Source organism: Pseudomonas sp. GL-B-19 (genome assembly GCF_019956415.1).
Classification (GTDB): Bacteria; Pseudomonadota; Gammaproteobacteria; order Pseudomonadales; family Pseudomonadaceae; genus Aquipseudomonas.
This window is the reverse complement of the sequence record NZ_JAHBDK010000027.1, coordinates 1-19461: the sequence shown is the minus strand read 5'-3', so window position 1 is coordinate 19461 and position 19461 is coordinate 1. Positions and strand designations below refer to the sequence as shown.

Below are 19461 nucleotides of genomic sequence, written 5' to 3'. Positions count from 1 at the left end.
CGTCGGCTATACCTGCCACTACACGCTAGAAAACTCGACCGGCGCAGGCAGGTTGTTTGCCATCCCCCCCGCAGGGACCGCGCGGGTCACAACACTCCAGGGAAGGAAATGCCATGCATCAGCAAGGTTTCAGCCTGATCGAACTGCTTATGGGACTGGCGATTGCCGCAATTGTTCTGCTGTTGGTCAGTCCGGCGTTCGCAGCACTCACTGAATCGAACCATCGAGAGCAGGCGGCGCACGCGCTGGTCAGTGGGATACGCAACGCCCGAACCTTGGCCATCACGCGCAACCAGGCCGTTGTAATTCATGGCATCAACGGGGATTGGGGTCAGGGTTGGCGGATCATTCTGGACATCAGTGGCAAAGGGCCGAAGGACAGCAGCAATCCGCTGCTGGTTGAGCGCGCCAGTGGCGCTCGGGGGGCGATTGTCGGCAATGGGCCGGTCAGGCGTTACATACGATTCAGCGGGATAGGCGAACCCCAGATGCCCGGACGGGCGTTTCAAGCGGGGACAGTGCACTTTTGCGCGGCCCGCGAGCCGGTCAGCCAGCTCCAGGTGGTGCTGGCCGCTACGGGTCGCGTCAGCCTGCGCAGCAAAAAAGCCGAGCAGGCGCTATGTCCGGGTGGGAAACGCTTCAGAGCAACGAGCGCACGCGCAGCTCTTTAGGCATGGAGAACGTGATGTTCTCCTCGCGACCGGCCAGTTCATCGGCACCGGTTGCACCCCAGGCCTGCAATTGCTGAATTACCCCACGCACCAACACTTCCGGAGCAGAAGCGCCGGCGGTAATGCCGATACGCTCGACACCATCAAACCAGCTCTTTTGCAGGTCTTCGGCGCCGTCGATCAGGTACGCCGGGGTGGCCATGCGTTCGGCCAGCTCACGCAAGCGATTGGAGTTGGAGCTGTTCGGGCTGCCGACCACCAGCACCACGTCGCATTCGTCGGCCAGTTGCTTAACGGCGTCCTGACGGTTTTGCGTGGCGTAGCAGATGTCGTCCTTGCGCGGGCCACCAATCGCCGGGAAGCGCGTACGTAGCGCGTCGATCACACGACTGGTGTCGTCCATGGACAGGGTGGTCTGGGTCACGAAGGCGAGTTTTTCCGGATTGTGTACCTGCAATGCGGCGACGTCTTTCTCGTCTTCGACCAGGTAAATCGCGCCACCATTGCTGCCATCGTACTGGCCCATGGTGCCTTCGACTTCCGGGTGACCGGCATGGCCGATGAGGATGCATTCACGACCATCGCGGCTGTAACGTGCGACTTCGATGTGCACCTTGGTCACCAGCGGGCAGGTCGCGTCGAACACCTTGAGGCCACGGCCGGCGGCTTCGGTACGCACCGCCTGGGAAACGCCGTGGGCACTGAAGATCACGATGACGTCGTCTGGCACCTGATCCAGTTCCTCAACGAAGATCGCCCCGCGAGCACGCAGGTCTTCGACGACGAACTTGTTGTGGACCACTTCGTGGCGCACATAGATCGGCGGCCCGAACACTTCGAGGGCGCGGTTGACGATTTCGATCGCTCGGTCCACTCCGGCGCAGAAGCCACGGGGGTTGGCGAGTTTGATTTGCATGCTGTGCCTCGTGTCTTGCGCGCAGGAAATTGAAACATTGCAACTCACTGTAGGAGCTGGCTTGCCAGCGATGAGGCCATCAGCTTCAACGCTAGTCTTCAAGGCCTCTTCGCCTTCAAGCCGGCTCCTACAGAAAAGCGTTTTACAACGATTTGACGTTGATGATCTCGACGTCAAAGGTCAATGTCTTGCCGGCCAGCGGGTGGTTGAAGTCGATGGTCACTTGCTCATCATCGAATTCTTTCACAACACCTGGCAGCTCAGTATTTGCCGCATCGTTGAAGATCACCAGCAGACCCGGCGACAGGTCCATGTCCTTGAACTGTGAACGCGGGATGATCTGTACGTTCTGCGGGTTCGGTTGACCGAAAGCGTTTTCCGGCTGAATGGTCAGCGTACGCTTGTCGCCCGCCTTGAAGCCGAACAGTGCCGCTTCGAAACCTGGCAACAGGTTGCCGTCGCCGACCTGAAAGGTCGCCGGGGCTTTGTCGAAGGTGCTGTCGACGGTGTCGCCGTTCTCCAGGCGCAGTGCAAAGTGCAAGGTGACTTCCGTGTTCTGGCGGATGCGTTGCTCAGCCAATACCTGTTCAGTCATGAACGGCTTCTCCGGTCTTCTTACTTTTGAACATATCCAGTGCCAGCATCACCGCACCGACAGTAATTGCGCTGTCGGCAAAGTTGAACGCCGGGAAATACCAGCGGTTCTGCCAATGCACCAGAATGAAATCGATCACATGGCCCAAGGCGATGCGGTCATACAAATTGCCCAGCGCGCCGCCCAGCACTAGCGCCAAGGCGACAGCCAGCCAGGTTTCGTTGCGCCCAAGACGCTTGAGCCACACCACCAGCACCGCACTGACCAACACAGCGATCAGGGCAAACAACCAGCGCTGCCAGCCGGAGCTGTCAGCCAGGAAGCTGAACGCCGCGCCGGTGTTGTAGGCCAGGGTCCAGCTGAAGTAATCGGGGATCACCACGATTTGCTGGTACATCTCGAGCTTGCCTTCAAAGTAGAACTTGCTGGCCTGGTCGATGACCAGGACCAGCAAACTCAACCAGAGCCAGCTCAGCCGTCCGAAACGGCCAACGGCATTAGGCATAGTGACGGACCTCGCCAGCGCCGCTGATGTTGTCGACGCAACGACCGCAGATTTCCGGATGCTCCGGGTTCACGCCGACGTCTTCACGGCAGTGCCAGCAACGGGCGCACTTGGCGTGGCTCGACTTGACCACTTGCAGCTTCAAACCGCTGACTTCGGTGACCACGGCATCGGCCGGTGCCTGTACGAACGGTGCAACGGTCGCGGTCGAAGTGATCAGCACGAAGCGCAGTTCGTTGCTCAGCTTGGCCAGGTCGGCGCTCAGCGCTTCTTCGGCGAACAGCGTCACTTCGGCTTGCAGGTTGCCACCGACGGCCTTGGCCGCGCGCTGGATTTCCATTTCTTTGTTGACGGCTACTTTGACCGCCATGATCCGCTCCCAGTAGGCGCGGTCCAGTTCGACGCCTTCCGGCAGCTCGGTCAAACCTTCGTACCAGGTGTTGAGCATCACCGATTCGTTGCGCTCGCCCGGCAGGTATTCCCACAGTTCGTCAGCGGTGAACGCGAGGATCGGCGCGATCCAGCGCACCAGCGCTTCGGAGATGTGATACAGCGCGGTTTGCGCCGAACGGCGGGCCTTGCTGTTGGCGCCAGTGGTGTACTGACGGTCCTTGATGATGTCGAGGTAGAAACCGCCCAACTCCTGCACGCAGAAGTTGTGGATCTTGGAGTAGACGTTCCAGAAACGGTACTCGCCGTAGTGCTCTTGCAGCTCACGTTGCAGCAGCAGCGTGCGGTCCACGGCCCAACGATCCAGCGCGAGCATGTCTTCGGCCGGCAGGATGTCGGTGGCCGGATTGAAGCCGGTCAGGTTCGAGAGCAGGAAGCGCGCGGTGTTACGGATACGCCGGTAGGCGTCTGCACTGCGTTGCAGGATCTGCTCGGAAACTGCCATTTCACCCGAGTAATCGGTGGAAGCCACCCACAGACGCATGATGTCGGCGCCCAAGGTGTCGTTGACCTTTTGCGGTGCAATCACGTTGCCCAGCGATTTGGACATCTTGCGACCGGACTCATCAACCGTGAAGCCGTGAGTCAGCAGTTCGCGGTACGGCGCGTGGTTGTCGATGGCGCAACCGGTCAGCAAGGACGAGTGGAACCAGCCACGGTGCTGGTCCGAGCCTTCCAGGTACAGGTCGGCGCGTGGACCGGTTTCGTGGCCCATCGGGTGCGAACCGCGCAGGACGTGCCAATGCGTGGTGCCCGAATCGAACCAGACGTCCAGGGTGTCGCTGATCTTGTCGTACTGCGGCGCTTCATCACCCAGCAGTTCGGCGGCGTCCATCTTGAACCAGGCTTCGATGCCTTCGACTTCGACGCGCTTGGCCACTTCTTCCATCAGTTCGGCGGTGCGTGGGTGCAGTTCGCCGCTTTCCTTGTTCAGGAAGAACGGGATTGGCACGCCCCAGTTGCGCTGACGGGAGATGCACCAGTCCGGACGGTTGGCGATCATCGAGTGCAGGCGCGCCTGGCCCCAGGCTGGAACGAACCGGGTGTCTTCGATGGCTTTGATCGCCCGCTTGCGCAGGGTGTCGCCGGTCGCAGGCTCTTTGTCCATGCCGATGAACCACTGTGCGGTGGCGCGGTAGATCAACGGGGTCTTGTGACGCCAGCAGTGCATGTAGCTGTGTTCGATGATGGTGGTATGCAGCAGCGCGCCGACTTCAGTCAGCTTGTCGACGATGGCCGGGTTGGCTTTCCAGATGAACTGGCCGCCGAAAAACTCCAGCGAGGTCGCGTAAACACCGTTGCTTTGCACCGGATTGAGGATGTCGTCGTTGACCATGCCGTACTTCTTGCAGGTCACGAAGTCGTCCACGCCGTAGGCCGGTGCGGAGTGAACCACGCCGGTGCCGGCGCCCAGTTCAACGTACTCGGCCAGGTAAACCGGCGACAGGCGATCGTAGAACGGGTGACGGAAATTGATCAGTTCCAGTTCTTTACCGGTGGTGGTCGCGATGACCGAACCTTCCAGGCTGTAACGGGCCAGGCACGACTCGACCAGCTCTTCAGCCAGCACCAGCAGTTTGCCGCCGACGTCGACCAGGGCGTAGTTGAATTCCGGGTGAACGTTCAGCGCCTGGTTGGCCGGGATGGTCCACGGGGTGGTGGTCCAGATCACGATCGAAGCAGGCTTGGCCAGAGACGGCAGACCGAAAGCGGCAGCCAGTTTGGCTTCGTCGGCAATCGGGAACGCTACGTCGATGGTCGAGGACTTCTTGTTCTCGTACTCGACTTCCGCTTCAGCCAGGGCCGAACCGCAGTCGAAGCACCAGTTCACAGGCTTGAGGCCTTTGAACACGAAACCGCCTTTGACGATTTCAGCCAAGGCGCGGATTTCACCGGCCTCGTTCTTGAAGTCCATGGTCTTGTACGGGTTGGCAAAGTCGCCCAACACGCCCAGACGGATAAATTCGGATTTCTGACCTTCGATCTGCTCGGTGGCGTAGGCACGGCACAGTTCGCGGGTCTTGTCCGCGCCCAGGTTCTTGCCGTGGGTCACTTCGACTTTGTGCTCGATCGGCAGACCGTGGCAGTCCCAACCCGGCACATAAGGCGCGTCGAAACCCGACAGGGTCTTCGAGCGAATGATCATGTCCTTGAGAATCTTGTTCAGCGCATGACCGATGTGAATCGTGCCGTTGGCGTACGGAGGACCGTCGTGCAGGACGAACTTCGGACGATCCTTGCCAATCTCGCGCAACTTACCGTACAGGCCAATGCTGTCCCAGCGCTGCAGAATCTGCGGTTCGCGCTGAGGCAGGCCGGCCTTCATTGGGAAGGCGGTGTCCGGAAGGTTTAGCGTGGCTTTATAGTCGGTCATTTAAGGCTCTTCATTAGCGATTGGCGCTAGGTGCGACAGGGCACGGGCGGCGGCGACATCCGCATTGATCGCCGTCTTAAGCGCCTCCAGAGAGGCGAAACGCTGCTCTTCACGCAGCTTGTGGTGGAAGACCACCGTCAAACGCCGGTCATACAGATCGCCGGCAAAATCTAAAAGATGCACTTCGAGGTGGGCTTTGCCATCACCTTGAACCGTTGGCCGCACGCCGATATTGGCGACGCCTGGCCAGGTCTTGCCGTCGATGTCGACGTTGACCAGGTAAACCCCGGTCAGCGGCACGCGACGGCGCTTGAGTTGTATGTTGGCCGTGCGCGTACCCAACTGGCGCGCCAGCTTCTGGCCGTGCAGCACCCGCCCGGTAATCTGGAAGGGCCGCCCGAGCAGTCGCTCGGCCAAGGCAAAATCAGCAGCGGCCAGGGCATTGCGGACCTGGGTGCTGCTGACGCGAATGCCGTCCAGCTCGACGGTTTGCGCCGCTTCGACGGTAAAGCCCTGAACGATGCCGGCTTGTTGCAGGAAATCGAAATCTCCTACGCGGTCACAGCCAAATCGGAAGTCATCACCGACTTCCAGGTGCTGCACGCCAAGGCCGTCCACCAGAATGGTATCAACGAATTCACTGGCGCTGAGCTTGCTCAGCCGCTGGTTGAAGGCCAGGCACAGGACACGGTCGACACCTTCGTCGGCCAGCAGCTGCAGTTTATCCCGCAACCGGGCCAGACGGGCAGGAGCCGTGTCCGGGGCGAAAAATTCTCGGGGCTGCGGCTCAAAAATCACCACGCAGCTGGGCACGCCCAACTCGAGCGCACGTTCACGCAGCCGCGCCAGGATAGCCTGATGACCACGGTGAACACCGTCAAAGTTGCCAATGGTGGCGACACAGCCCCGATGCTGGGGGCGCAGATTTTGGAGGCCTCGAACCAGCTGCATAACGCGCTTCTTGCTCATAAAGTGGTCGATTATAACCACACCCGGCGGCCGACGACAGGCAACACCGTAACCAAAGTGATCGAACCGACAAAACCACCGGCTCGCCCGTGTTTATCGAGGCCGCAACCTCAACTCAGTGCCTTGCGATTGAAGTCGCGCAAACGGAAGCCCATCAGCAGCAACATCCCGAAATAAGAGACGATACCGGCCGCGACCAAAGCACCAAGGCGCAGGAACCGCTCCAGCATATGCCCCTGATCCCACGCCGGCATGAAGTGCATCCCGACCAGCAACACCGCAGACATCACCAACACGGCGATGACGAGCTTGGCGCCGAACTTCGCCCAACCCGGTTGCGGCTGGTACATCTGCTGCTTGCGCAACTGATAGAACAATAACCCGGCGTTGAGGCAGGCACCGGCACTGATGGCCAGTGCCAGACCGGCGTGGGCCAGTGGACCGATCAACATCAAGTTGAATAACTGGGTCACCACCAGGGTAAAAATTGCAATTTTCACCGGCGTGCGGATGTTTTGTTGCGCATAAAAACCCGGCGCCAGCACTTTGATCACGATAATGCCCAGCAAACCGACTGAATAAGCGATTAACGCCCGTTGCGTCATCGACGCATCGAAGGCGCTGAATTGACCGTACTGAAACAGCGAGACGGTCAGCGGCTCAGCCAGAATCCCCAGCGCCAGCGCACACGGCAACACCAACATGAAGCACAGGCGCAGCCCCCAATCGAGGATGCGCGAATACTCGTGACGATCATTGCTGGCGTAGGTTTTGGCCAGTGTCGGCAACAGAATCGTGCCCAACGCCACGCCCAATACGCCGGACGGCAATTCCATCAAACGGTCGGCGTAGTACATCCAGGACACCGAACCGGCCACCAGGAACGACGCGAAAATAGTGTTGATGATCAGCGAAATCTGGCTCACGGACACGCCGAGAATCGCCGGCAGCATCTGTTTCATGACCCGCCAGACGCCACTGTCACGCAGGTTCAGGCGTGGCAACACCAGCATGCCGATCTTTTTCAGGTGCGGCAGCTGATAGAGCAATTGCGCCAGACCACCCACCAGAACCGCCCAGCCCAACGCCATGACCGGCGGATCGAAATACGGAGTCAGGAACAGCGAAAAGATGATCATGCTGACGTTGAGCAGAGTCGGTACAAAGGCCGGCACCGAAAAACGGTTGTAAGTATTGAGGATCGCACCGGCCAGGGACGACAGGGAGATCAACAAGATGTAGGGAAAGGTCACCCGCAACAGGCTGGAGGTCAGCTCGAATTTTTCCGGTGTAGTGGTAAATCCCGGCGCGGTCGCCCAGATGACCCAGGGTGCAGCAATCATCCCCAATACCGTAACCAGGGCCAGCACCAGCGTCAGCAGGCCCGAGACGTACGCAACAAACGTTCGCGTCGCCTCTTCACCCTTCTGGCTTTTGTATTCGGCCAGAATCGGCACGAAAGCCTGGGAAAACGCCCCCTCGGCGAAGATCCGCCGCAGCAGGTTAGGCAGTTTGAAGGCGATAAAGAAGGCGTCCGTCGCCATCCCGGCACCAAATGTACGTGCGATAAGCGTGTCACGAACAAACCCCAAAACCCGGGAAATCATCGTGATAGAGCTGACGGCGGCCAACGATTTGAGCAGATTCATTGAAAGAGTTTGTGCCTGTCGATAAACAGCAGGCGAACAAAGCGCCTACTTATGCGATACTCCGCGCCGCAGCAGCACAGAGCCAAAGCTCGCGAGTTTACAGGTCAAGCGCCGGAAATAAATATCCCGCCTCTTTATACCTACCACTTAGCGGAACGTCTCAACCGCCCTTGACAAGACATCAACTCATCGGCATGATTCGCGGCCTATTTTGTTTGCTATTTCCTAAAAAGTCTTTCGAGGAGCTCGACGGTGGCCAACACACCTTCCGCCAAAAAACGTGCAAAACAGGCTGAGAAGCGTCGCAGCCACAACGCCAGCCTGCGTTCCATGGTTCGTACCTACATCAAGAATGTAGTTAAAGCCATCGACGCAAAAGACGCTGCTAAAGCTCAAGCTGCTTACGTTCTGGCCGTACCAGTTATCGACCGTATGGCCGATAAAGGTATCATCCACAAGAACAAGGCTGCTCGTCATAAGAGCCGCCTGAACGGTCACGTCAAGGCTCTGAACCTTGCTGTTGCCGCTTAAGCGATAAGCTTGTTGAAAAACCGACCTCAGGGTCGGTTTTTTATTGCCTGCGATTTAGTGAAAGCACCGCAAAAAAAAATGTGGGAGTGAGCCGGCTCCGGGCGGCGTTCCGACGATAACGGCAGAACAATCAACATGAGCGTTGAATGTTAAACAGCTATCGCGAGCAGGCTCGCTCCCACATTTCGATTTGCGTCAGATTACTGAGCGTGCGCCCACGGCAGAATCGGAATCGCCGTCACCGCATTCTGCGGGCTGCCTTCGATCAAACGATCGCTGTAGACCAGGTACACCAGCGTATTGCGTTTCTTGTCGAGAAACCGCACCACCTGCATGGTCTTGAACACCAGCGATGTGCGCTCCTTGAACACCTCATCGCCATCCTTCAGCTCACCCTTGAAGCTGATAGGGCCGACCTGACGGCAAGCGATAGACGCCTCGGCGCGGTCTTCAGCCAGCCCCAGACCACCCTTCACACCACCCGTCTTGGCGCGCGACAGGTAGCACGTCACGCCATCGACCTTCGGATCATCAAACGCCTCGACGACAATACGGTCGTTGGGGCCGACGAATTTGAACACCGTTGATACCTGGCCAATTTCCTCAGCCGAAGTCAGCAGCGGCAATGTCAGCAACAGACCCAATATTCCTTTTGCCACACGCATTCAGGTATTCCCTCAGACCAGAATCAGGTTATCGCGGTGAACCAGTTCCGGCTCAGCCATATAACCCAACAAACCGACAATCGCCTCAGACGACTGACCGATAATTTTTTGCGCTTCCAGCGCACTGTAGTTAGCCAGGCCTCGGGCGATCTCGCGACCATCTGGCGCCACGCACACCACCATTTCGCCACGACGGAAGCTGCCCTGAACCAGTTTGACACCCACCGGCAGCAAACTTTTATTATCCTGAACCAGCGCCTTCACCGCACCACCATCCAACACCAGCGTGCCACGGGTTTGCAAATGCCCGGCCAACCACTGCTTACGCGCCGCCAGCATGCCACGCTCAGGCGAGAGCAAGGTGCCGATGCGCTCACCCGCCTTCAGGCGATCCAGCACGCGCTCAATACGTCCGCCGACAATGATGGTGTGCGCCCCAGAACGGGCCGCCAGACGCGCAGCACGCAACTTGGTCTGCATACCGCCACGCCCCAGCGCACCACCCGTACCGCCCGCCACTGCATCCAGTGCCGGATCATCGGCGCGTGCCTCGTAAATCAGGTTGGCGTCGGGGTTGTTGCGCGGATCAGCATCAAACATGCCATCGCGATCCGTGAGAATCACCAGCAAGTCAGCCTCGACCAGGTTGGCCACCAGCGCCGCCAGCGTGTCGTTGTCGCCGAAACGGATTTCGTCCGTCACCACGGTGTCGTTTTCGTTGATCACCGGGATCACTTTCAACTCAACCAGAGCACGCAAGGTGCTGCGAGCATTCAGGTAACGCTTGCGGTCGGACAAGTCATCATGCGTCAGGAGAATCTGCGCGGTGTGCCGGCCATGCTCGGCAAAGCTCGATTCCCAAGCCTGCACCAACCCCATCTGACCGATGGCGGCGGCGGCCTGCAACTCATGCATCGCACTGGGTCGTACGGTCCAGCCCAAGCGGCTCATGCCCGCAGCTACCGCCCCGGAAGACACCAACACCAGCTCGACGCCAGCTTCATGTAAAGCCACCATCTGTTCGACCCAGACACCCATTGCTGCGCGATCCAGGCCTTTGCCGTCCGCCGTCAGCAAAGCGCTGCCGATCTTCACGACCCAACGCTGCGCACCTGTCACCTTGCTCCGCATCATCTTCAACCTTAGTTTGAGGACAGCGCGACCCAGCGCTGCCCGTAACGTTATTCGTGACTACCTATTTCCAGATACTAAAACGCCGCTCTAGTGAGCGGCGCTTAAGTTTATCGCAACGAATCAGTCACGCACGTAAATGATTTCCGGACCGTCTTCGTCATCCACATCTTCTTCGTCCCAATCATCGTCGCCGATGTCATGGACCGACTTCACGCCGCTACGGCGCAGGGCACGCTGGTCATCCAGGGCCTGCAGCTGAGCACGCGCTTCGTCTTCGATGCGCTGATCGAGCTCAGCCAACTCTTCCTTGTAGGCCGGGTCGGCAGCCAGGCGATCAGCACGATCTTCCATGTAACGCATGATGTCGTGGCACAGACGCTCGGTACCCAGCTTGGAGATGGCCGAGATCACGTACACCGGACCGGTCCATTCCAAGCGATCGACGATTTCCTTGACGCGAGCATCGTGCTCTTCCTCAAGGATCTGGTCGCACTTGTTCAGCACCAACCAACGATCACGCTCAGCCAGGGACGGGCTGAACTTGGTCAACTCGCTGACGATTACTTCAGCGGCATCCGGAGCGCTGGTGTCATCCAGCGGCGCCATGTCCACGAGGTGCAGCAGCAGACGGGTACGCGACAAGTGCTTGAGGAAACGAATCCCCAGGCCGGCGCCATCGGAAGCACCTTCGATCAAGCCCGGAATGTCCGCGACCACGAAGCTCTTCCAGCGATCGACGCTGACCACACCCAGGTTCGGCACCAAGGTGGTGAACGGGTAGTCGGCGACTTTCGGCTTGGCGGCCGATACCGAGCGGATAAAGGTACTTTTACCGGCGTTCGGCAAGCCCAGCAGACCGACGTCAGCCAGTACTTTCATTTCCAGCTTGAGGTCACGCGCCTCACCCGGCTTACCCGGAGTGGTCTGACGCGGAGCGCGGTTGGTACTGGATTTGAAACGGGTGTTACCCAGACCGTGCCAGCCGCCGTGAGCCACCAGCAGCTTCTGACCAGCCTTGGTCAGGTCGCCGATCACTTCCTGAGTGGCCGCATCGATGACGGTGGTGCCGACCGGTACGCGCAGCACCAGCTCTTCACCTTTCTTGCCGGTGCAGTCGGTGCTGCCACCGTTGGAACCGCGCTCGGCATCGAAGTGACGGGTGTAACGGTAGTCGACCAGGGTGTTGAGGTTTTCGTCTGCGATCATATAGACCGAGCCGCCATCACCACCGTCACCGCCGTTCGGGCCGCCGTTTTCAATGAATTTTTCGCGACGGAAGCTCATGCAACCGTTGCCGCCGTCACCGGCCTTTACTCGAATCGATACTTCATCAACAAACTTCATAACAAAACGCCTCTCGCCATACGGACGAGCCGAAAAAATCTAGACATAAGACTCTTGCAAAAATGAGCGCAGCGACCTCAATCAACGACCGCAAAACCTGCGCTGGAGCCCATCACAAACAGCTTTGCAAGAGACTCACCCCACAAACGAAAAAGCCCCGTCGCAAGACAGGGCTTTTCCAGCAACCACGTAATTATGCCGCGACGACGTCAGTCTTCGGGACAATGCTTACGTAACGGCGGTTGAAAGCGCCTTTTACTTCAAACTTGATCACGCCGTCGATTTTAGCGAACAGAGTGTGATCTTTACCCATGCCAACACCGTAACCGGCGTGGAATTGGGTGCCGCGCTGACGCACGATGATGTTGCCCGGAATGATAACCTGGCCGCCATACATCTTCACGCCAAGGCGTTTGGCTTCTGAGTCGCGACCGTTACGGGTACTACCACCAGCTTTTTTGTGTGCCATGAGTCAATTCTCCTAGTGAGGAATTAGGCTGAAATTAAGCCTGAATACCGGTGATTTTGATCTCGGTGTACCACTGGCGGTGGCCCATACGCTTCATGTGGTGCTTACGACGACGGAACTTGATGATGCGGACTTTATCGTGACGACCTTGGGAGATCACTTCAGCCACAACGGTAGCGCCAGCAACAACTGGAGCGCCGATGTTCACGTCATCGCCATTGGCGACCAACAGAACGCGATCAAAAGTAACGGATTCGCCGGTAGCGATTTCCAGTTTTTCGATCTTCAGGTATTCACCTGGGGCGACCTTGTATTGCTTGCCACCAGTAACAATTACTGCGTACGACATGGTATTTCTCCGATAATCCTGCTCACCCAGCTCTTTATAAGAAGAGGTATTGGCTGGCATGGCTGCATATGGCTGGAAGGCCGGTTTGCAATTGCGTAAGGCAGGTGCTGCCCAGGAAGTTCAGGGTGCGCGATTGTACGCAAGCTACCGGGGCGATGCAAGAGGCCGTCCATCGCGCCTTGACACTCGCCGACGTGGGTCCTAGCATGCCGCGCAACCCTTCTGGAGCAACTGTCGCTGATGCAACCCCAAGCTTTCTACCGCGCGGTGGCGGACGATTTTAGCGCCGTCGACGGCATCATCAAGAAGCAGCTGACTTCCCGAGTGCCGCTGGTATCGAAAATCGGCGATTACATTACCTCGGCTGGCGGTAAACGCCTGCGCCCTTTATTGGTGTTGCTGTGTGGCAAGGCGCTGGGCCGCGAAGGCGACGACCTGCGCCTGCTGGCTGCGACCATCGAGTTCCTGCACACCGCCACCCTGCTGCACGACGATGTGGTCGACATGTCCGGCATGCGCCGTGGCCGCTCGACCGCCAACGCCATGTGGGGCAACGCACCGAGCGTGCTGGTCGGCGACTTCCTCTATTCGCGCTCCTTCGAAATGATGGTCGAACTGGGCTCCATGCCGGTCATGAAGATCCTTTCGCAAGCGACCCGCATCATCGCTGAAGGCGAAGTGTTGCAGCTGTCAAAGGTCCGTGACGCCAGCACCACTGAAGAAACCTACATGGAAGTCATCCGCGGCAAGACCGCGATGCTCTTCGAAGCTTCGACCCACAGTGCCGCCGCTCTTTGCGAAGCCCCAGCGGAACAGGCAGAAGCCCTGCGCACTTTTGGCGATCATTTGGGCGTGGCCTTCCAACTGGTCGACGACCTGCTGGACTACAAAGGCGATGCCGAAACCCTGGGCAAGAACGTCGGTGACGATCTGGCCGAAGGCAAGCCGACCCTGCCGCTGATCTACACCATGCGCGAAGGCACGCCGGAACAGGCAGCCCTGGTGCGCAAGGCGATCCAGAAAGGCGGTATCGAAGACCTGGAAAGCATCCGCGAAGCGGTAGAAGCCTCTGGCTCGCTGGAATACACCGCGCAACTGGCCCGTGATTACGTTGCTCGTGCGATCAAATGCCTCGACGCGCTGCCTGCCAGTGAGTATCGCGATGCATTGGTTGAGCTGAGTGAGTTTGCGGTCGCGCGTACCCATTGATACGCCCTCTGTAGGAGCTGGCTTGTCGGGTCGCCGCATCGCAGCGAAGGCGGTGTTTCAGACACACCGCGTCGCCTGGTTCGCCGGCAAGCCGGCTCCTACAGGAAAGCGGCACCGCAGCGTTCGCCGGCAAGCATCCCGCCCCTCTCCCGCCTAAAACCCTATATAATGTGCGCTTTTTAGCCATCCTGAATTCAAGGAGCTTTAGTGAGCACGTTGCCACCCTGCCCAAAATGCAACTCCGAATACACCTATGAAGACGGCGCACAGCTGATCTGCCCCGAGTGTGCGCACGAATGGTCTGCCAGCGGCGAAGCCGACGTGGCGTCCGATGACACCGTGAAAAAGGATTCGGTAGGCAATGTCCTGCAGGACGGCGATACCATCACCGTGATCAAGGACCTGAAGGTCAAAGGCACGTCGCTGGTGGTCAAGGTCGGCACCAAGGTCAAGAACATCCGCTTGTGCGATGGCGATCACGACATCGACTGCAAGATCGACGGCATCGGCCCGATGAAACTCAAATCCGAGTTCGTCAGAAAAGTCTGAACTGGCTGTATTCCATCCCACGCCTTGCGTGGGATGGTGCTTCGCCCTCTTCCCGCTTTATCCCGCCTACACGCGCAATATCCAAACGCCAGCCGTTTTGACCTGACGCAAGCTTTACCCGGAAAAAAGCACAAAGCGCCAATAGGCCCTTGCTATTTGATGAATAAGAATTATTCTCATTGAAACCCATTCAATGGAGATAAGACATGACTTATTTGATCGATGCCTGGCTGGACCGCCCACACCCTTACCTCAGGATCCTGCATCGGGAAACCGGGGAAGTCTGCGCGGTGTTTGAAGAAGAAGCCTTGAGCGAACTGCAGGATCAGGGGGATCTGGACGTCAGCGACTTGAGTTCCAGCGAGCCGGTGGTGCTCAAGGAACTGGTGCGTAATCTGTTTCTGTTCTGCTACGCCCGGGCGTTGCGCCCATCGAGTGAACTGCACCACAAGATCGAAATATGAGACAGCACAAAGAACTGTGGGAGCGAGCCTGCTCGCGATAGCATCACCGCGGTTTCACAGGAAAACCGAGTTGACCGCATCGCGAGCAGGCTCGCTCCCACATGGGTATTACAGAACGTCGAGCAGTTCGACGTCGAATACCAGTACGCTGTGCGGCGGAATGCTGCCAACGCCTTGAGCGCCGTAAGCCAGTTCGCTCGGCACGTACAGACGCCATTTGCTGCCGGCGTTCATCAGTTGCAGGGCTTCGGTCCAGCCAGCGATCACGCCGCCAACCGGGAATTCTGCCGGCTCGCCGCGCTCGTAGGAGCTGTCGAACACAGTGCCGTCGATCAGGGTGCCGTGGTAGTGAGTGCGCACTTGATCTTCACGGGTTGGCTTGGCGCCTTCGCCGGCAGTCAGCACTTCAAATTGCAGGCCGGAAGCCAGGGTGGTGATGCCGTCACGCTTGGCGTTTTCAGCCAGGAAAGCCAGGCCTTCGCCAGCAGCGGCTTGAGCTTTGGCAGCAGCTTCGGCTTGCATGATTTCGCGGATCACCTTGAAGCTCGCGGACATTTCTTCCTGGCCAACACGGCTTTCTTTGCCGGTGAAGGCGTCAGTCAGGCCAGCCAGGATCGCGTCCAGGCTAACGCCCGGTGGCGGGTTGTCGCGCAGCTGGTCGCCCAGCTGACGGCCAATACCGTAGCTGACGCGGGTTTCGTCGGTGGACAGATTTACTTCGGACATGACATTGCTCCGCTGTGCGGACGGCTCAGGAACTCGCCGTGCTCGCACAGCGCATCCCGGAGCGCCCGGAACCAAAAGGGCCAGCAGACTAGCACAGATGTCATTGCGTTGATGAGAGCCTTCAGAGATGCCAGGCAGAACGGAAGGCTATCGGCACCTTCAGGCTTTCCCCCACGTTCGCACCCTGCCCGCACATTTCATCATGAACCGAGGCGTGAACAAGGTTGAAGGGTAAGGAAGGAAAGTCATGCAACACTTCACGAGCATGCTCGACCGAGCGCAGTTGAAACATATGGTCGTGAGCATCACTCAGCGGATACGCGACACCATGCATGCGCGCCTCCAGCAGGTAGATCCCGCCTTCCATGGAGATCAGATTCAACTCATCGACCTTCCCTGCGATGGCATAAGCGCGTAGTTCAACAAGGTTCATGAATGCACCTCATACAGTGGCGAGCCAAGACTACTTACAGGGATAGGCCTCGGCGAATCAAAGTACAAGCCAGTAATCACACCACCTGTCCGGTTCGACCAAATACCCTTGTACGAGCCTGGCTTGCCAGCGATGGCATCAACTTGGTCTGACGATAAACCGCGGTGATGCCATCGCTGGCAAGCCAGGCTCCTACAGGGGGGGTGTACGAATCAGTGCTTGGTCAGCTTGTCCAGATAGCCCATGGCAAACGCCGACACGACGAACGTCATGTGAATGATCACGTACCACTTCAAATGCTCAGGATCAACGTTCTTGGCGTCCATGAAGATCCGCAGCAGGTGGATAGAGGAAATCGCCACAATGGAAGCGGCCACTTTCATCTTCAGAGAAGATGAATCCATGGTGCCCAGCCAGTTGAGCTTTTCCTTGTGGTCATCGATGTCCAGTTCAGAGACGAAGTTCTCGTAACCGGAAATCATCACCATCACCAGCAAACCGCCCACCAGCGCCATGTCGATCAGCGACAGCAGCACCAGAATCAGATCCGATTCTGCCATCGAGAAAACGTTAGGGATAACGTGGAAAACCTCCTGGAAGAACTTCAGCGCCAGCGCCAGCAGACCAAGGGATAGCCCGAAGTAGATCGGCGCCAGCAGCCAGCGGGAGGCGTACATTGCATTTTCGATAAAGCGTTCCATTGAATCTCACACGTGGGTTGAAAATGGCCGCGAGTATACCAGCCACCTGTCTACACCCAGAAGCAGCCAGAAACCGTCGAAAAATCCGCTACCTGCGCGTGTGCCACAAAGTTTTTCTGCTAGTGTCCAGACTATTGACTGCTCAGCGATGTCGGACAGGAAGACTGGAAAATGGATGTGCGATTGCCTTTAACGAGTACCGGCATTTGCCTGATCCTGCTGATGAGCGGCTGCTCGCCAAGCGAGGACAAGCGTCAGGTCAGCCTCGAGGAAAAAACCGCACAGTTCGAGCAATCGCTGGATCAGATCCAGGACCCGAAGCTCAAGGACGCGGTCTCTGAACTCGGCGGCTCACTCTTGTTGCTCGAACGTGCGCAACTCAAGCTCGACAGTAAACCGGTGGAAACCGAATACGGCGAAGACGCCCTCGCCGTGCTCAAGCACTACCCTACGCCCCAGGCTCTGGTCGACACCTACATCAATGGCCTGTTCGTGCTGCACAAGGATTCAAGTTCCGATTACCTGACAGATCTGCAACCGGTATTCCCCTTCAACTTCAGTATTCCGGCGGCGTTCCTTTTCCCCCATGGTCTGGAATGGCAATCGGTGACACTGAACAACAAACGGGTCATCCCCTTCCAGCCCGAATGGTCGGAAACCGATCCCGGTATTCAGTTCAGCCCATCGAGTTCCAACCTGACCAGCCCCGATGACCTGACGGTGACCTACCCCTTCATCAACGGCCTGGATGTGGACAAAAAAAACCAGCCGCAACCGGTGAGCGTGCAAGGCAAAGTCGAAGTGATCGCGCCACGCCGGCTCTACAGCTTCGACCTGACCAAAAAGGATGTCGGACAGACGCGCACCAACGACAACCTCAGCGTCACCCTGTTGAAGCTAGAAAAGAACTATGCCGAAATTGAATACAGCAACAACGCCCCACTGCCCCCCGAAGTCGCTGAAACCCGGTTGATCCCACTGATTGTTCAGGCCAAAGACACCACAGGGCAGTTCCTCTCGCGCGCAGGCTCGATCAACGAAACCGCCACGCAAATTGCTTTCTATCAAAAACAACTGGCGAAAATGCAGCAGCAGAAGGCCTGGAGCGACGCGTTCGAACAACAGCTCAATGAAGAACAGCGCACGTTCGAGCAGCAGCAGGGACAGCATTATTCCAAGGTGTACTTCAACGGGCCGATCGAGACCCTTGAGGTCAGCCTGTTGGACTTCTCGGCTGCCACCATAACCCGCAAGGACCTCAACCTGCCGATACGCCGCTTCGACCCGCACACCACGGGAAAAACCATCCCGCCGCTGAGCTTACCGGTGGTGGTGTATGACGATCAGACGCCGAACTGGCTCAAGGGCGCGACACTGAGTGAGGAACAGCTGAAAAAAAGCATCAACGTCATTCAGTCCGTGGAGGACCCGAGCGCCGCGCGCATCGAATTCGATCACCCCAGAAGCTTCAATGACGAGTTGCTCGGCAGCACCTTCAGCCCCGGCGATAGCCCGCTCAGTTTTTTTACCGCGGACAGTAGCGGCAAACGCGATGAGCCAATCGAACTGCCATCGCAGGCGTATCAGGTTGACCCTCTGCGCGGCACGATCACTTACGACCTGAACCTGTTTCCACAAACGCCAGCGTACGCCGTGGGCTCCATGCCGTTGTTTCTGGCCACGATCGAGAAGCAGACGCTCGACACCCGGAAATTGCCCAAGGGCCTGGAGCTCAAAGGCAATGCGCTGGTGGTGGATTTAAAGCTGTTCCCTGCGCAGGACTGGCGATTTTTTGCCAAGGACGACAGCGGGAACTATCTGAAAGAGATTCTTGCGGTCACGCATCACGCAAGCGCCGAAGGCCCGGCGTTACTCGAGGTGCATTACTTTTATGGTCAGCCGACACACCTGGAAAGCTATCAGCGCACCGAACTCACCACCGTGCAATATGGTTTCGAGGTCCAACTGTCCAAGGCTGATCCAAGTGAACTTGATCAATAACCCGCTCAGTGATCGGGCCGGTACTCGAAGCCACCGAGATTGCGGCAACGGCCACCGTTGATTTCCCGCAGTTGGGCTTGCAGGTGCAGGCACCAGATTTGTGGATCGTCGGCCAGTTCGTAGCCGTGCAGGGTCAGGCTTTCAACGATGGTGTCGAGGATTGATTCAGCCACGATAGGACCATGAAACGGGCCTTGCGCCTTGATGGCCGAGGGCTGCTCGCCGGCCATCCCGGCGGCGAAGAGCAAGGTCCACATGCCCGTATCTCCCGCCAGAGGGCGGATGGCACACTCGATACGGGTTACAAGGCCCAGGCATTGACGGGTGAGGCAGAGGTTGCGCGACATGGCGGCGACCCTCGGTAGATCTGGTATTCAGCCCCCACATAGGAACTGTCTCGATCCAGTGATTACTGTCGATATCCTTGAGCAGAGAATAGAAGAAAAGTCCGCACCGTACGTCAGGCGAGACCAGAAGGCGCCGAATGGTCATTGTGTGAAGCTTGACGTCAGAGTGATGGCACTTTTTCATGCTGCACCCGATACAAATGTGGGAGTGAGCCTGCTCGCGATAGCGGTGTGTCAGGCAACAATGATGTCAACTGACACTCCCTCTTCGCGAGCAAGCTCGCTCCTATGTATGGACTCGCCCCCACTGTCTACCTGCTTTTCAAACACTGCTACCCGGTTGCATCTATGTATAAGGCCTATTCGAGGAAGCCATCTTTGGCTTCTGGCCAACATTGGTTGAGCTCACG

21 protein-coding genes are annotated in these 19461 nt (G+C 58.0%); 6 read left to right on the top strand and 15 right to left on the bottom strand.

Annotated features, from left to right (window positions below):
• The first annotated feature begins 113 nt into the window (after positions 1-113).
• Positions 114-671, top strand: coding sequence for a GspH/FimT family pseudopilin (locus KGB06_RS11385; RefSeq protein WP_223515527.1), 558 nt, complete (start codon positions 114-116; stop codon positions 669-671).
• Here KGB06_RS11385 and ispH read toward each other — a convergent pair.
• The 6 genes from ispH to murJ all read right to left on the bottom strand — a co-directional run bounded on the left by ispH (position 640) and on the right by murJ (position 8129).
• Positions 640-1587 carry a 4-hydroxy-3-methylbut-2-enyl diphosphate reductase gene (gene ispH / locus KGB06_RS11380; RefSeq protein ID WP_214378885.1) on the bottom strand — a complete coding sequence of 316 codons (948 nt, stop codon included), beginning with the start codon at positions 1585-1587 and terminating at the stop codon, positions 640-642. The genes KGB06_RS11385 and ispH overlap by 32 nt on opposite strands.
• 142 nt (positions 1588-1729) lie before the next feature.
• Entirely contained in the window at positions 1730-2167 is a 438-nt protein-coding gene (gene fkpB, locus KGB06_RS11375) for an FKBP-type peptidyl-prolyl cis-trans isomerase (RefSeq protein ID WP_177318165.1), read from the bottom strand.
• Positions 2168-2174: 7 nt separating this feature from the next.
• Positions 2175-2687: a signal peptidase II gene (gene lspA, locus KGB06_RS11370; RefSeq protein WP_223515510.1), complete on the bottom strand. Its 513-nt coding sequence runs from the start codon at positions 2685-2687 to the stop codon at positions 2175-2177.
• Positions 2680-5511: an isoleucine--tRNA ligase gene (gene ileS, locus KGB06_RS11365; RefSeq protein ID WP_223515507.1), complete on the bottom strand. Its 2832-nt coding sequence runs from the start codon at positions 5509-5511 to the stop codon at positions 2680-2682. Before ileS ends, lspA begins: the two co-directional genes overlap by 8 nt.
• A complete protein-coding gene (gene ribF, locus KGB06_RS11360) occupies positions 5512-6462 on the bottom strand; it encodes a bifunctional riboflavin kinase/FAD synthetase (RefSeq protein WP_223515504.1) in 951 nt (316 codons plus the stop codon). It abuts the gene before it with no gap.
• 128 nt (positions 6463-6590) lie between these two features.
• Positions 6591-8129: a murein biosynthesis integral membrane protein MurJ gene (gene murJ / locus KGB06_RS11355; protein WP_223515501.1), complete on the bottom strand. Its 1539-nt coding sequence runs from the start codon at positions 8127-8129 to the stop codon at positions 6591-6593.
• A 252-nt stretch (positions 8130-8381) separates the two neighbouring features.
• On the opposite strand from murJ, the gene rpsT reads away from it, so the two are divergent.
• Positions 8382-8660, top strand: a complete 279-nt coding sequence (gene rpsT / locus KGB06_RS11350; RefSeq protein ID WP_007942340.1) for a 30S ribosomal protein S20 — start codon at positions 8382-8384, stop codon at positions 8658-8660.
• A 200-nt stretch (positions 8661-8860) separates the two neighbouring features.
• Here rpsT and KGB06_RS11345 read toward each other — a convergent pair whose 3' ends face one another.
• The 5 genes from KGB06_RS11345 to rplU form a co-directional block, all read right to left on the bottom strand.
• Positions 8861-9325: a CreA family protein gene (locus tag KGB06_RS11345; RefSeq protein WP_223515498.1), complete on the bottom strand. Its 465-nt coding sequence runs from the start codon at positions 9323-9325 to the stop codon at positions 8861-8863.
• 12 nt (positions 9326-9337) lie between these two features.
• Positions 9338-10456 (bottom strand): glutamate 5-kinase, encoded by a 1119-nt coding sequence (proB, locus tag KGB06_RS11340; RefSeq protein ID WP_223515707.1) that lies wholly within the window; start codon positions 10454-10456, stop codon positions 9338-9340.
• A 123-nt stretch (positions 10457-10579) separates the two neighbouring features.
• A complete protein-coding gene (gene cgtA, locus KGB06_RS11335; protein ID WP_027924200.1) occupies positions 10580-11803 on the bottom strand; it encodes an Obg family GTPase CgtA in 1224 nt (407 codons plus the stop codon).
• A 193-nt stretch (positions 11804-11996) separates the two neighbouring features.
• The gene (gene rpmA / locus KGB06_RS11330) at positions 11997-12272 is read right to left on the bottom strand and encodes a 50S ribosomal protein L27 (RefSeq protein WP_007943982.1); all 276 of its coding nucleotides are present in this window, start codon (positions 12270-12272) and stop codon (positions 11997-11999) included.
• Positions 12273-12306: 34 nt separating this feature from the next.
• Complete coding sequence (rplU, locus tag KGB06_RS11325; RefSeq protein ID WP_003176051.1) at positions 12307-12621, bottom strand: 50S ribosomal protein L21; 315 nt, start codon at positions 12619-12621, stop codon at positions 12307-12309.
• Between the two features lie 240 nt (positions 12622-12861).
• Here rplU and KGB06_RS11320 point away from each other — a divergent pair, with 240 nt between their 5' ends.
• The 3 genes from KGB06_RS11320 (at position 12862) to KGB06_RS11310 (ending at position 14843) form a co-directional block, all read left to right on the top strand.
• A complete protein-coding gene (locus KGB06_RS11320) occupies positions 12862-13830 on the top strand; it encodes a polyprenyl synthetase family protein (protein WP_223515496.1) in 969 nt (322 codons plus the stop codon).
• A 207-nt stretch (positions 13831-14037) separates the two neighbouring features.
• The gene (locus tag KGB06_RS11315) at positions 14038-14379 is read left to right on the top strand and encodes a zinc ribbon domain-containing protein YjdM (RefSeq protein ID WP_046028563.1); all 342 of its coding nucleotides are present in this window, start codon (positions 14038-14040) and stop codon (positions 14377-14379) included.
• Between the two features lie 206 nt (positions 14380-14585).
• Entirely contained in the window at positions 14586-14843 is a 258-nt protein-coding gene (locus tag KGB06_RS11310; RefSeq protein ID WP_223515493.1) for a hypothetical protein, read from the top strand.
• Positions 14844-14951: 108 nt separating this feature from the next.
• Here KGB06_RS11310 and KGB06_RS11305 read toward each other — a convergent pair whose 3' ends face one another.
• From KGB06_RS11305 to KGB06_RS11295, 3 genes are all read right to left on the bottom strand, one after another.
• Positions 14952-15569, bottom strand: a complete 618-nt coding sequence (locus tag KGB06_RS11305; RefSeq protein WP_223515490.1) for an FKBP-type peptidyl-prolyl cis-trans isomerase — start codon at positions 15567-15569, stop codon at positions 14952-14954.
• Between the two features lie 121 nt (positions 15570-15690).
• Positions 15691-16002 (bottom strand): DUF6482 family protein, encoded by a 312-nt coding sequence (locus KGB06_RS11300; RefSeq protein WP_223515487.1) that lies wholly within the window; start codon positions 16000-16002, stop codon positions 15691-15693.
• Positions 16003-16214: 212 nt separating this feature from the next.
• Positions 16215-16703: a TIGR00645 family protein gene (locus tag KGB06_RS11295; RefSeq protein WP_027924206.1), complete on the bottom strand. Its 489-nt coding sequence runs from the start codon at positions 16701-16703 to the stop codon at positions 16215-16217.
• A 171-nt stretch (positions 16704-16874) separates the two neighbouring features.
• Between KGB06_RS11295 and KGB06_RS11290 the strand changes: the two genes are divergently transcribed.
• Positions 16875-18704, top strand: a complete 1830-nt coding sequence (locus tag KGB06_RS11290; protein ID WP_223515485.1) for a hypothetical protein — start codon at positions 16875-16877, stop codon at positions 18702-18704.
• A 5-nt stretch (positions 18705-18709) separates the two neighbouring features.
• Here KGB06_RS11290 and KGB06_RS11285 read toward each other — a convergent pair whose 3' ends face one another.
• Entirely contained in the window at positions 18710-19051 is a 342-nt protein-coding gene (locus KGB06_RS11285; protein WP_223515467.1) for a hypothetical protein, read from the bottom strand.
• Positions 19052-19461 lie beyond the last annotated feature (410 nt).

Excerpts from the sequence above, each read along its gene's own strand:
- ispH (WP_214378885.1), bottom strand. The coding sequence starts at position 1,587 with ATGCAAATCAAACTCGCCAACCCCCGTGGCTTCTGCGCCGGAGTGGAC.
- KGB06_RS11310 (WP_223515493.1), top strand. The coding sequence starts at position 14,586 with ATGACTTATTTGATCGATGCCTGGCTGGACCGCCCACACCCTTACCTC.
- KGB06_RS11295 (WP_027924206.1), bottom strand. The coding sequence starts at position 16,703 with ATGGAACGCTTTATCGAAAATGCAATGTACGCCTCCCGCTGGCTGCTG.
- rpmA (WP_007943982.1), bottom strand. The coding sequence starts at position 12,272 with ATGGCACACAAAAAAGCTGGTGGTAGTACCCGTAACGGTCGCGACTCA.
- cgtA (WP_027924200.1), bottom strand. The coding sequence starts at position 11,803 with ATGAAGTTTGTTGATGAAGTATCGATTCGAGTAAAGGCCGGTGACGGC.
- KGB06_RS11385 (WP_223515527.1), top strand. The coding sequence starts at position 114 with ATGCATCAGCAAGGTTTCAGCCTGATCGAACTGCTTATGGGACTGGCG.
- proB (WP_223515707.1), bottom strand. The coding sequence starts at position 10,456 with ATGCGGAGCAAGGTGACAGGTGCGCAGCGTTGGGTCGTGAAGATCGGC.
- KGB06_RS11285 (WP_223515467.1), bottom strand. The coding sequence starts at position 19,051 with ATGTCGCGCAACCTCTGCCTCACCCGTCAATGCCTGGGCCTTGTAACC.
- KGB06_RS11305 (WP_223515490.1), bottom strand. The coding sequence starts at position 15,569 with ATGTCCGAAGTAAATCTGTCCACCGACGAAACCCGCGTCAGCTACGGT.
- lspA (WP_223515510.1), bottom strand. The coding sequence starts at position 2,687 with ATGCCTAATGCCGTTGGCCGTTTCGGACGGCTGAGCTGGCTCTGGTTG.
- KGB06_RS11320 (WP_223515496.1), top strand. The coding sequence starts at position 12,862 with ATGCAACCCCAAGCTTTCTACCGCGCGGTGGCGGACGATTTTAGCGCC.
- KGB06_RS11290 (WP_223515485.1), top strand. The coding sequence starts at position 16,875 with ATGGATGTGCGATTGCCTTTAACGAGTACCGGCATTTGCCTGATCCTG.
- KGB06_RS11300 (WP_223515487.1), bottom strand. The coding sequence starts at position 16,002 with ATGAACCTTGTTGAACTACGCGCTTATGCCATCGCAGGGAAGGTCGAT.
- murJ (WP_223515501.1), bottom strand. The coding sequence starts at position 8,129 with ATGAATCTGCTCAAATCGTTGGCCGCCGTCAGCTCTATCACGATGATT.
- KGB06_RS11345 (WP_223515498.1), bottom strand. The coding sequence starts at position 9,325 with ATGCGTGTGGCAAAAGGAATATTGGGTCTGTTGCTGACATTGCCGCTG.
- rplU (WP_003176051.1), bottom strand. The coding sequence starts at position 12,621 with ATGTCGTACGCAGTAATTGTTACTGGTGGCAAGCAATACAAGGTCGCC.
- ribF (WP_223515504.1), bottom strand. The coding sequence starts at position 6,462 with ATGCAGCTGGTTCGAGGCCTCCAAAATCTGCGCCCCCAGCATCGGGGC.
- ileS (WP_223515507.1), bottom strand. The coding sequence starts at position 5,511 with ATGACCGACTATAAAGCCACGCTAAACCTTCCGGACACCGCCTTCCCA.